The 12,168-nt window shown below is 55.8% G+C and carries 10 protein-coding genes; 2 read left to right on the top strand and 8 right to left on the bottom strand.

Annotated features, from left to right (window positions below; translation table 11 throughout):
- Window positions 1-175: 175 nt before the first annotated feature.
- Window positions 176-478, bottom strand: coding sequence for a DUF1033 family protein (locus ACFFIY_RS10355; RefSeq protein ID WP_354195470.1), 303 nt, complete (start codon window positions 476-478; stop codon window positions 176-178).
- A gap of 223 nt (window positions 479-701) precedes the next feature.
- On the opposite strand from ACFFIY_RS10355, the gene ACFFIY_RS10350 reads away from it, so the two are divergent.
- The gene (locus tag ACFFIY_RS10350; protein WP_354195472.1) at window positions 702-1,400 is read left to right on the top strand and encodes a 5-bromo-4-chloroindolyl phosphate hydrolysis family protein; all 699 of its coding nucleotides are present in this window, start codon (window positions 702-704) and stop codon (window positions 1,398-1,400) included.
- Window positions 1,375-2,577 (top strand): toxic anion resistance protein, encoded by a 1,203-nt coding sequence (locus ACFFIY_RS10345; RefSeq protein WP_354195474.1) that lies wholly within the window; start codon window positions 1,375-1,377, stop codon window positions 2,575-2,577. Before ACFFIY_RS10350 ends, ACFFIY_RS10345 begins: the two co-directional genes overlap by 26 nt.
- A 200-nt stretch (window positions 2,578-2,777) precedes the next feature.
- Here the strand turns inward: ACFFIY_RS10345 and ACFFIY_RS14380 are convergent, their stop codons facing one another.
- The 7 genes from ACFFIY_RS14380 to murG form a co-directional block, all read right to left on the bottom strand.
- Entirely contained in the window at window positions 2,778-3,446 is a 669-nt protein-coding gene (locus ACFFIY_RS14380) for a universal stress protein (protein ID WP_435521450.1), read from the bottom strand.
- Window positions 3,447-3,496: 50 nt separating this feature from the next.
- Window positions 3,497-5,380, bottom strand: coding sequence for a vWA domain-containing protein (locus tag ACFFIY_RS10335; RefSeq protein WP_354195476.1), 1,884 nt, complete (start codon window positions 5,378-5,380; stop codon window positions 3,497-3,499).
- A 7-nt stretch (window positions 5,381-5,387) separates the two neighbouring features.
- Window positions 5,388-6,251: an ATP-binding protein gene (locus ACFFIY_RS10330; protein ID WP_354195478.1), complete on the bottom strand. Its 864-nt coding sequence runs from the start codon at window positions 6,249-6,251 to the stop codon at window positions 5,388-5,390.
- A gap of 57 nt (window positions 6,252-6,308) precedes the next feature.
- Complete coding sequence (locus ACFFIY_RS10325; RefSeq protein ID WP_354195480.1) at window positions 6,309-6,506, bottom strand: DUF6501 family protein; 198 nt, start codon at window positions 6,504-6,506, stop codon at window positions 6,309-6,311.
- A gap of 192 nt (window positions 6,507-6,698) precedes the next feature.
- Window positions 6,699-7,949 (bottom strand): 2-oxoglutarate dehydrogenase complex dihydrolipoyllysine-residue succinyltransferase, encoded by a 1,251-nt coding sequence (gene odhB / locus ACFFIY_RS10320; protein ID WP_354195482.1) that lies wholly within the window; start codon window positions 7,947-7,949, stop codon window positions 6,699-6,701.
- 33 nt (window positions 7,950-7,982) lie between these two features.
- Complete coding sequence (locus ACFFIY_RS10315) at window positions 7,983-10,793, bottom strand: 2-oxoglutarate dehydrogenase E1 component (protein WP_354195484.1); 2,811 nt, start codon at window positions 10,791-10,793, stop codon at window positions 7,983-7,985.
- A gap of 260 nt (window positions 10,794-11,053) precedes the next feature.
- Window positions 11,054-12,136: an undecaprenyldiphospho-muramoylpentapeptide beta-N-acetylglucosaminyltransferase gene (gene murG, locus ACFFIY_RS10310; protein WP_354195486.1), complete on the bottom strand. Its 1,083-nt coding sequence runs from the start codon at window positions 12,134-12,136 to the stop codon at window positions 11,054-11,056.
- Window positions 12,137-12,168 lie beyond the last annotated feature (32 nt).

Here is a 12,168-nt window from a genome sequence, read left to right as displayed (position 1 = left end):
CAAAAATTAATATGGAACCCTTTTGATGAACAAAAAAATTCACATATTATAAAAAGTACCGCAACGACCCCGATCACTTTTTATAATATGTGAATCCGCGTTTGGTCCCCTTGTTCGATTAAAGACAAGTATAGCATCTTCCAAGTCGTTGTCAATCGATTTTGCAGAACATTTTTCATTTTCGTGAAAACGGCGACGGCTGTCCGTCCCTGAGCGTCAGAATCCCGTGATAAAGCTGGAGATCTTCGGCACAGTCTTCACAAAAGCAGCTTTCCTTTTCTGACCAGAAGGCCCAGAACCGTTGATCTCGGGAAGCCTCGTTCCGGTGTTCCTTCCTGAATCCTTCCAGTATCCGCGCAAGCTGGACGGATGCCTCCTCGGGACAGTCATAGGTCCAGCGCTGCACGACTTCATCCTGCCAGCCTTCAAACAGCCACCACGGCTCATAATCTGCCCTCATGTAGATAATTTCATACATTGTGATCAGCCTCTTTTGTCGATTGGTCTATGTCCCCCATTTTAGCAGATTTGAATCCGCCCTCCACTTAACTGCTCAAAGGACCATGCGGTTCGGATGCCGTCCGGACGGCGATGCGCTATAATATAGCCAAGGACCGGAATGGAAAATGGGAGACGGTGAAACTTTTTTCCTTTCCGAAACGTAGCTAAAGATAAGATTCAAACAGGAGGTCCGGCTGCTCATGAATAACTTTCAGCAATTCCTGACAAGGCAGGCCATCATGCTGCCAGTCAGCTTCGGGTCATGGCTCGCCCTGCTTCTCGGAGCAGGGATGGGATTTGTGCCGGCGACCGGCCTGCTCATCGCCATCTACCTGGCGGGTGACTTCTCCATCCGGCAGATTCAGACCACTTCCGAAGTGAAGCGGCTCGGCATGACCCGCTCCGAATATAAACATATTGATCATCAGCTCAGCGAGGCGAAGGCCAAGCTCCGCCAACTGAATGCCCATTACGGCAACATCCGCTCGGTGCAGGCGTTCCGCCAGCTGAATGAACTGAACAAACTTTCCAAGCGGATCATCGGCATCGTCCGCCAAAATCCGAAGAAGTTCTACAATGTCGAGAAGTTCTTCTATGCCCATCTCGATTCGGCCGTCGAGCTCTCTTCCAAGTATGCGCTCCTCGCCAATCAGCCGACGAAAGACGAAGAAATGAAGGCGGCGCTGCAGCAGACCCGGGAGACCCTTGGCGATTTGAACATTGAAATTCAAAAGGACGTCAAGCGCGCACTTGCCACCGATCTGGAAACGCTCCGCTTCGAACTGGACTATGCGGACGTCCTGACGGGTAAAGAGAAAAAGGAACTTGAAGCACCGAAAGACAAAACGCTGCCTCTGGAAGGAGATGACTCGGATGACCGAAAACAGATCGGCTCATGAACCGATGAATACAACAATGGATGACCTGCTCGACAACCCGTTTGACCTGAAACCGGAAGCGGCGCTGCTTCCGGAAGAAATGCAGACACAGGCGCCGGCCAAGCCGGGGGTCAAACTGATGGACCGTCTGAGTGAGGAAGAACGGGAAAAAGCGAAGGAGCTGGCCAAACAGATTCCGGCGGGCGACTATGAAGCGATTCTGACCTACGGCGCCAACGCGCAAAATCAGCTTTCATCCTTTTCCCACAAAATGCTTGATCATGTGCAGGCCAAGGACATCGGGCCCGTCGGCGACATTTTGAGCGACCTGATGGGCAAGCTGAACGCCATCGATCCGGAAGACCTCAGCATGGAAAAGAAAAGCGGTCTGAAAAAGCTGTTCGGCCGCGTCCAGCGTTCCGTCCAGGAGATGATGACGAAGTACCAGAAACTGAGCACCCAGGTGGACCGGATCGGCATCCAACTGGAACATTCCAAGCGCGGGCTCATCGAGGACGTCCATATGCTCGACAATCTGTATGAGCAGAACAAGGCGTATTTCCAGGCACTGAACGTCTATATCGCCGCGGCCGAGCTTAAGCGGGATGAAATCGTCACCGAAATTCTGCCGAAGATGCGTGCGGAAGCGGAGGCCTCCAACGACCAGATGGCACTCCAGGATGTGAATGACATGGCCCAGTTCGTGGACCGTCTTGAAAAACGGATCTACGACCTCCAGCTGTCCCGCCAGATCACCATTCAGAGTGCGCCGCAGATCCGGATGATCCAGCAGACGAACCAGACGCTCGCAGAGAAGATCCAGTCGTCGATCATGACATCCATCCCTCTCTGGAAAAACCAGATCGCCATCGCGCTGACGCTCAATCGACAGCGCCAGGCCGTGGAATCCCAGAAGCTTGTCACGAAGACGACAAACGACCTGCTGCTCCGCAACTCCGAAATGCTGAAGATGAATTCGATCGAAACCGCCAAAGAGAACGAACGCGGCATCGTCGAGATTGACACGCTGAAAAAGACTCAGGAAAACCTGATCTCGACAATCGAGGAAACGCTGGCGATCCAGGCAGACGGCCGTGCCAAGCGCAAAGCCGCCGAAGCCGAAATCGCCCGGATGGAAGAAGAGCTCAAACAGCGCCTCATCGCCGTCGCCGACAAAGCGCAAGACCGTCCATCATGAAAAGGATGATACAAAAGCAGCGCATGAAGAGGAATCATTCTCTTCATGCGCTGCTTTTTTGCTGTGGAATGCCGGTTTTGCCGGGGAAGAACGTGTGTTCTGTTTTTTTCGATTGACCGGATACAATCCCGATTCTAGTGGACATACCCCGAAATTATGTTCCTTATTACGAAATCCGCCATGCTCCGATATTTTGTGCCTTACTCCGAATTTGACGGCCTTGCTCCGATTTTCGATCCCATACTCCGAAATCGGGCGCCATGCTCCGATATTTCGTTCCATGCTCCGAATTTGACGGCCTTGCTCCGATTTTCGATCCCATACTCCGAAATCGGGCGCCATGCTCCGATATTCCGTTCCATACTCCGAATTTGACGGTCATCCTCCGAATTTGCATCCCATACTCCGAAATTACGCCCCACTGTCCCTTCCCAGTCTTTCATTTTACAATCAGGACCGGACAGTCGGCATATTGGACGACGTATTGGCTGACGCTGCCGAGAAGCGTGCCTTTTACCAAGGCCGCGGCTGCCGAGGATGATGAGGTCGATGCCGTGTTCATTGGCGTAGTCGATGAGGGCCTCGCCGGCATTTCCTTCCTGTTGGACAAAGCAGCAGGTTTCCTCATGGCCGGCCATGATTTTCTTCGCGTCGCCGATCGTTCTGCGGGCGGCTTCGTCCATTTTTTGTAGAACGTCCTGGCTGAGTGAGGGGCCGAACAGGCTATACAGATCCATCGAGGGCGGGTCCGATACATGCATAACATGGACGTGAATCTTCCGGCCTTCCCGGATCAGTCCCGCCGCCTTCTCCAAGGCTTTCCTGCTGCAGTCGGATCCATCATACGCAACGAGCACCTGCTGAAACAAAGCCAATTCTAATCTCCTCTTTCTTCAGATTTTTAACATACCGCCGCTCGTTAATCCATGGAGGTGGCAAGCGCCAGGAGTTTCCGCAAAATGCGCACCGTCTCTTCCGAAAACCGTCCGAGGGAATCGGCCGTGGCAGAGCGGTTCCCATACATCATCCTGAATGTTTCCAGCTGGCGTTCATCAACGGGTTGTGCGGACAGGAACAGGTGAATCACCGTGATTCCGGACTTTTCCGCTTCATTCACGGCCTCCGCCGTATCCACAATCCCGTTCTGCCCGTAACCGAACGCGGACGGCTCCCCGTCTGTGAAGATCAGCAAAAACTTATGCTGTTCGGGCATCCGGATGAGTTGCCTCGCCATCCACCTGATCGCGAAGCCGTCCCGGTTGTCATCTCCCGGCTCTAGCGCCATGATCTTGTCTGCATCATCTTTTCCTGAATCGACAAAACGGTGGAGCCACTGAAACTCATTCGGCTGACTTTCTTTTGACGCAAGCCCGGCATCTTCCTGGTAGGATGCGATGCCGTGTTTCACTTGGAGCGCGGTCAGGACGTCATGGAACAGAAGAACGGCTTTTCTCGTTTCGGGAAGTTTGTCCTCCATGGATCCCGAGCCGTCTACCAGAAGGCCAAACACGGCATCCAACCGCTCGGACGGCCGCTGTTTCCGGTAAAAGGGCTTCGGTCTTTCGGATAAAAGGATCTCAAGCGGATTTCCGGAAAGACGGCCCATCGGCAGTCTGTCACGCCGGTCCTCCCGCTTTCGTTCGATTCTTTTCTTCATTTCCCGTTCAATTGACCGGACATACGGAGCAGATTCGTTCCGCCATTCCCGGATTGTATCCTTGTTTTCGCGAACCGGCACTGCAGCCGCTTCCCTTTCCCGGAAAACGACAGACTCATTTTCGCTCCCGAAACCTTTCGCGCGTTGCCATTCCACTGCCGCTTGTCCGGCTTCTTTTGCGGATGGCAGATGGTTCGTCTGCTCATCGGCGGCAGAGCGTCCCCTCCCCACCGATTGCACATCCATCCCTGTCCGGCCTTCCCTTGAGGAAGACGATTCAGACTTGCCGTGCCGTCCGTGTTCAAGTTCATAGTCGAGATGGGGGCCCTTTTCCGACTTGTTGGCATCGTGCCATGTCCGGAACAGTTCCCGGAATGTCTCCTTCTCTTCCTCTTCCCCTGCTTCACCCGACTTCACACCCCGGTGGTAGTGAAAGCCGGACCGCCGATCCGCCACGGAATCTCCGATTGCGTAGAAGGTATGCAGCAGATCTTTTTTGAGCCGACCTTCCAATATGGGCAACAGGCGCTCCGCCACGCGGATGGAATCGATTGTCGAGCGGGAGTCAAATCCGCTGTAGATCACCGGGTCGGTCAACGCGGTGATTTCTCCGGCCGGGGCTTCCCCGCTGCCGTTCAGGATCAGATGAAAATGGTTGAACAGGGCATCCGCCCGGTGTGCGTGCCGGAGATTCACGGGAAACTGATTTCGGTGAAGGTCCGCATAGGCCTGCCGCCTGACTGCAAACGCACTTCTCGTTCCCGGCCGTCTTTTCATGACCTGATCGGACAGACGGAGCTCTTCAATCAAGAGGACCGTCTGACGCATCAGGTTTTCAAGAGGATGCCGCTCCATTTCGCCGGTGAATCTTCGCCAGGCGGCCAGATCAAATCCGGTCCAAAAACCCGATGAAAGCAAATAAATGTCCGACAGCCGGCCCGCTTCCCGGATCTCATCCGGACGGTGCCGCCAGAACACGCTCATTGCCATCTCAAGCGATTGCGGGCTGTATTCCAGCAATTTACGCTCTGTCAGGCGGATGTCGGGTTCACCGGAAAGCGCACGTGCGAGCCGCTCGTGACGAAGCCGTTCCCCTGCATTGATCTGCTCGTCGTTGAAGTCGATAAATCGTTTGATGGGTGTCATGGCGGATTCACCGGATCCTCGTGCAGGCAAGGTCCATGACAAGCTGACGTTCGCCCCGGTCTTCCAGTTTTTCGGCCACCGCGTACCGGATCGCGCGCTCGGGACCGATGTGCAGCGCCAGTTCGGTCGCGTCGATCAGGCTCCGGATGGAGGCCGCCTCATCTTCCAGCAACCCGTTTCGGACCTGTTCGCGGAGATCTTCCGAAATGTCGAGCATCGTTTCGATGAGGACTGACGGCGCATCCGGAAATTCACTTTCCAGCAGATCCCGTGTTTCCTGCATGCCGAGATAAGGCACTTTGAACGCGATAAAACGGTTTTTCAGCGCCTCGTTCATCGGCACGGTTCCGACATACCCTTCGTTGATCGCGGCAATGACACCGAAGTCGGGATGTGCGCGGATAACTTCTCCCGTGAATGGGTTGGTCAACATCCGGCGGTAGTCGAGCACACTGTGCAGGATCGGCAGCGTCTCGGGCTTCGCCATGTTGATTTCGTCGATATAAAGCAGGTGGCCATTCTTCATGGCCCGGATGACCGGACCGTCGATGAATTCAATCTCTGTCCGGCCCTCTTTTTGGATGATCGTTTTGTAGCCGAGCAATGCCTCTGCATCCAGATCGACCGAGCAGTTCACCTGGTGGGCCGGCTGCGCAAAAAAGGCCGAGATGGAATCCGCCAGCTTCGTCTTGCCTGACCCGGTCGGCCCTTTCAGCAAAACCGGCCGGCGAATGACGACGGCCGTCAGGACATCTTCCCATAGATGAGGATCGGGCGACACGTAGCCCCCTGTCCCGATGAGTAATGCTTCATCCTCCCCGTGCCGGCGGGACAGCCGTTCCTTTCGTTCTTCTTCGATGATTGCCTCCATACCAGATCCACCTCTCTATTTGAAAAGGCCCGGCGGTTTTCCCGCCGGACCTCCGGTTCATTCAAAATACGTTTTGTAATAGCCGGCCACCTTGCCGGTATTGTCTTTGACGAAGATGAATTCGTCTGTTTCATTCTTCACTTCATATTCGTTGCCCGGCGTCAGGACGTTTGATACCAGGTATTTCGACGCATCGGTATGCGTGCATGTGACCGTCCGGATTGCCGGGGCCTCTTTCCATTCCGTGAATTTCATCGGCTTTTGCCCCCTTTTCACTGTCTTCATTATAACGGGTAACCGGGGTGAATTCAAAGGCAAACAGGCGGGCAACACTGCGTGAACCGTCATTCAGGCGGGCTGCACGCCATTTGGATCTTCTTCTCCCTTTTCCGTATCCTGAGCCCGCAAAAAAAAGCCCCCCGAAGGAGGCTTTTCACTTACTGATGATCAAGAGCCGAGAAGGAGGTCTTCCGGGTTTTCGATCATTTCTTTGACGGTCTTCAGGAAGCCGACAGAGTCTTTGCCGTCGATGACGCGGTGGTCATACGAGAGGGCCACGTACATCATCGGACGGATTTCGACGTTGTCGCCGACTGCGACCGGGCGCTTCTGGATCGTGTGCATGCCGAGGATGCCCACTTGCGTGCCGTTGATGATCGGTGTGGAGAACAGCGATCCGAAGACGCCGCCGTTTGTGATCGTGAACGAGCCGCCGCTCAGGTCGGAGAGGGCCAGTTTCTTGTCACGTGCCTTGGCTGCAAGGCCGGCGATGTCTTTCTCGATTTCCGCGAAGTTCTTGCGGTCCGCGTCACGGACGACCGGTACGACCAGGCCTTCTTCGGTGGACACGGCGATGCCGATGTCGTAGAAGTTTTTCATGAGCAGGTCTGTGCCGTCAAGCTCCGAGTTGACGGCAGGATATTGTTTCAGCGCCGCAACGACGGCTTTTGTGAAGAACGACATGAAGCCGAGGCGTGAACCGTATTTCTTCTCGAACTCGTCTTTTTTGCGCTTGCGCAGTTCCATGACGTTGGTCATGTCGATTTCGTTGAATGTCGTGAGCATCGCGGTCGACTGGCTGACTTCCAGCAGGCGGTTGGCGATGGTCTGGCGGCGGCGGGACAGCTTCTGGCGAGTCACGCGGCCGGATTCTTCGTCTGAAGTCGGTGCTGCGGATTTTGCTGCGGGCTGCTGCGGCTTGGACTGCTGTTTCGGAGCAGCGGCTGCCGCTTCGACGTCCTGAACGCGCACACGTCCCATCGGGTCAACCGGCGTGATCGACGCAAGGTCGATGCCTTTTTCGCGCGCAAGTTTGCGTGCGGCCGGGCTTGCGATCGTGCGGTCGCTCGAGGAAGATTCTTCCTGGGCGGCTTCCGCAGCGGCCGGAGCGGCTGGAGCCGATTCTTTCGGTGCTTCCGTCTTCGGTGCTTCTGTTTTTGGAGCAGGAGCAGCGGCAGCGCCGGAACCTTCGCCGACTACAGCAATGGTCTGGCCGACTTCAACCGTGTCGCCTTCTTCTGCGAGGAGTTCCTGCACAACGCCGGCTTCCTCGGAAATGACTTCGACGTTGACTTTGTCTGTTTCAAGTTCAACGATGAATTCGCCTTTTTCAACTGTGTCGCCCGGCTGTTTCAGCCACTGGGCGATCGTTCCTTCCGTGATGGATTCAGCAAGTTCGGGCACTTTGATTTCTGCCAAGGTAGTTTCCTCCTTATGGTCATGCAAATGGGATCATTTGCTCAATGCGGTTTGAATGATGCGGTCCTGCTCGATCTTATGCGACTTGCCGTCGCCTTCCGACGGGCTCGAACGCTTGATGCGGCCATTGTAGACGACTGCCTTGCCGTCTGCAATGTCCCGGATGTGCGGTTCGGCATAAGACCAGGAGCCCATGTTTTTCGGTTCTTCCTGGACCCACATGAATTCCTTCACATTCGGGAAGCGCGACGTGATTTCCTGAACGCGGTCTGCCGGGAACGGATACAGCTGTTCCACGCGGATAATGTGCAGCCAGTCCGGTTTTTCGCCTTTTTCCACCTGTTCCGCAAGGTCGATGGCCATCTTGCCGCTTGCAAAGGCAATCCGTTCGACTTTTTCCGGATTGCCGCCGAGGCCGGGCTGTTCAAGAACCGTCTGGAATTTGCCTTCCGTCAGGTCTTCGACATCGGCCCCGACGAGCGGGTGGCGAAGAAGCGACTTCGGTGTGGTGATGACGAGCGGACGGCTCGTTTCCTCGCCGAGGTGCTCGGCCTGGCGGCGCAGGATGTGGAAGTAGTTCGCCGCGCTCGACAGGTTGGCGACCGTCCAGTTGTTCTCGGCCGAAAGCTGGAGGAACCGCTCGAGCCGTGCGCTGGAGTGTTCCGGCCCCTGGCCTTCGTAGCCGTGCGGGAGAAGCAGGACAAGTCCGCTGTTCTGCCCCCACTTCGACATGCTGGAAGAAACAAACTGGTCAAACATCATCTGAGCCATGTTCGCAAAGTCGCCGTACTGGGCTTCCCAGAGAACGAGCGCTTTCTTGTTCTCAAGAGAATAGCCGAATTCATAGGCAACGATCGATGCTTCGCTGAGCGGGCTGTTATACACCGCAAAAGAGGCTTTCGAGCCGTCGATGTGATGAAGCGGAACATATTCGGTGCCGTTTTCCTCATCATGAAGGACGAGGTGACGCTGGGCAAAGGTTCCGCGCTGGGCATCCTGGCCTGAAAGGCGCACAGGATGTCCGTCCTGAAGGATGGAACCGAACGCAAGCGTCTCTGCGTGGGCCCAGTCGATCTTCCCTTTCCCGTTGAACGGCTCCTCGCGCCGTTTCAGGATACGGGACAGCTTCTTGAACACATGGAAGTCTTCCGGCCACTCGAGCAGTTTGGCGTTCATCGCCCGCAGGCGATCCTCCGCCACACCGGTGGAGACGCCCGGATAACCGGCCATGATCTCTTCAGGCGTGGTGTTTGCAGGTGTGTCCTTGCCGGATGTTTCTTTCACCCGGTCATAGGCTTCCTGCATCAGCTGGAATGTTTGCTCGTCAAGTTTCTTGACGTCTTCCTCCGTCACGATCCCCTGTTCCGCCAACTGCTTGCCGTACAGTTCGCGGACTGTCGGATGCTGGTGGATATGGTGGTACATGACCGGGTTCGTCACGAGCGGCTCATCCATTTCGTTGTGGCCGAAGCGGCGGTAGCCGAGCAGGTCGATGAGGATGTCTTTGCCGAAGCGCTCGCGGTATTCAAATGCAAGCCGTGCGACGGCGACGACCATTTCCGGATCGTCCGCATTGACGTGGATGACCGGCACTTCATAGCCTTTCGCCGGGTCGGATGCATACAGCGTCGAACGGGAATCGTAGTGCTCCGTCGTGAAGCCGATCATGTTGTTCGCGATGACATGAATCGAACCGCCGGTGTTGTAGCCGCGGGTCCGGCTGTAGTTGAATGTCTCGGTATTGATGCCTTGTCCCGTGAATGCCGCGTCCCCGTGGATGAGGACTGCGGATGCGCGGTCGGCATGCTGAGCAGGCAGGCCCGGCTCGTCGGTCGCATCCTGGGCAGCGCGTGTCTGGCCGGTGATGACCGGATTGACGACTTCCAGGTGCGACGGGTTATAGGCAAGCTTGATCTTCAGGCCTTCAGGCGAATTGTACGTTGCGCCCATGTGGTATTTCACATCGCCGAACCAGCCGCGTGTCAGTTCGAGCGTCCCGTCTTTCGGCATGAACGGCTCATCATTGAGACCGGCGAACTGGGCGAACATGATTTCATACGGCTTGTTAAGCACATGTGTCAATACATTCAGCCGGCCGCGGTGCGCCATGCCGATGAGAAGTTCCTTCATCGACTTTTCGCCTGAATTGCGGGCGATTTCGTCAAGGAGAACGACGAGCGTGTCGAGTCCCTCGATTGAAAAACGCTTGGCGCCGACAAACGTGCGGTGGATGAACTTCTCGAAGCCTTCCACTTTTGTGAGGCGTTCCAGCAGGGCTTTCTTCTCTTCGTCGCTCAGTACTGTTTTCACACGCCCGGATTCGATGTACGACTGGAGCCAGTCCCGCTCTTCCGGGTCGATGACCTGTGCGTATTCATACGCCGCCTTGCCTGTGTATACACTGCGAAGATGCCGGATGGCGTCCAGCCCGTTTGCAACGCCCGCCGGAATGTCCTTGAAGAACAGGGTGGCCGGAAGCGCGGCAAGATCCGCATCGCCAAGTCCGTAAGCGGACGGTTCGATGCGGGAAGAATCCCTCTCAAAATCATTGAGCGGATAGATGTCCGCTGCCAAGTGGCCGTAGTCGCGGATTGCGTCGGCCAGCAGTACGGCGGAGATCGCCTTGCCGATATCAGCCGATGTTGCGCCTGTTCCGCCTTTGACAGTCGTTCCGACGGGTGCCGGCGCAGCCGGCGGCCCGAATTTCCTGAACAGCTCCGCGAGTTCAGGATCGACCTGTTCGGGATCTTCCCGGTACAGGTCATACTGCTCCATCACATACCCGAGGTTCGGCCCTGAAAAAGATTCCCAAGGCGATCCGGGAGCGGCAAAGTTGTTTGACATGTAGATACCCTCCACTTTTTCGCACGGCATCGTGAAATTATTTGATCCGCCTTAATTTTAGCATGCCGGCCCCGGGACTTAAAGGGAACGGCATACCGGGCGATGAGTGCGATTTGTCCATATCAATCTTACTACTGTGCTGATAAAATACAATCATTTTTTACCGAAAAACGGGGCATGCCCGCTGTAAGCGGATACATGCCCCATAAATACCCCAAATGTACGGCCATCATGCAAAAAAACGGGAATTGTCCGGCTGTTCATTCCCCTTTGGAGCACTTCAGGATGAGCGCTGCCATTTCTTCCGGCGTCTTCGGCGGCTCTGCTTTTTCCATTGAGAGGATCATGCGCTGCGCGTTTTCTGTCATGGATCCGACCGCATCCAGGAATGTCTCACGCGTCACGTTCTCCTCTTCCAGGACTTCCGCGAAACCGGACTTCGCGAACAGCCGCGCATTCAAGATCTGATCCCCCCGGCTCTTCTCCGCAGAAAGCGGGATGAGAAGCATCGGCAGGCGAAGGGCAAGGAATTCAAAGATCGAGTTGGACCCGGCCCTCGAGACGACCCCGTCCGCCGCTTTCAGCAGGTCTTTCAGGCCGCCGGTGACATACTCGAACTGTGCATAGCCTTCGGTCCCGTCCAGCGTCCTGTCCAAGTGCCCCTTCCCGCACAGGTGGATGACGTCCATCGAGCGGAGAAGCTGAGGAAGGCCTGAACGCACGGCTTCATTGAGCACCGCGGATCCCTGGCTGCCGCCCATGACGAGCAGGACCGGGCGCTTTCCGGAAAGGCCGGCGAGACGGAGTCCTTCCTTTTTCGATCCGTCGAACAACTCGGGGCGGATCACGGGACCCGAGCAGGTGGCGCTTGCTTTTTTGACATGCGGCACCGTCTCCGGGAACACTGTGAAGACGTGGTCGGCAAACGGCATGGCGAGTTTGTTTGCAAGCCCCGGCGTCACGTCCGATTCGTGGATCACGACCGGAACGCCCGCCATCCGCCCGGCCAGGATGACCGGTACGGAGACAAATCCGCCTTTGGAGAAGATGAGCGCCGGCTTCAGTTTTTTGATCTGTTTGTATGCCTGCAGGACCCCCGCTCCGACTTTGAACGGGTCCGTGAAGTTCTTCATGGAGAAATACCTGCGCAGCTTGCCGCTTTGGATTTCATGATAGGGAAGCCCGGGAAACGAGTCTCTTATCAAGTTTTTTTCTATTCCATCTTTGGAACCGATATAATGAACGTCGTAGCCCTTTTCTTTCAATGGGGGGATGATGGCCTGGTTCAGCGAGACGTGACCCGCGGTTCCGCCGCCGGTCAAGATGATTTTGGGTGATTCCAACGCAAAAACCTCTATTCCTGTTCTGTCTTACA

Origin of the sequence: Bhargavaea ullalensis (assembly GCF_042432615.1) — a bacterium.
GTDB lineage: Bacteria > Bacillota > Bacilli > Bacillales_A > Planococcaceae > Bhargavaea > Bhargavaea ullalensis.
The sequence above is the reverse complement of the archived record's forward strand: the minus strand, read 5'-3'. Positions and strand labels throughout refer to the sequence as shown.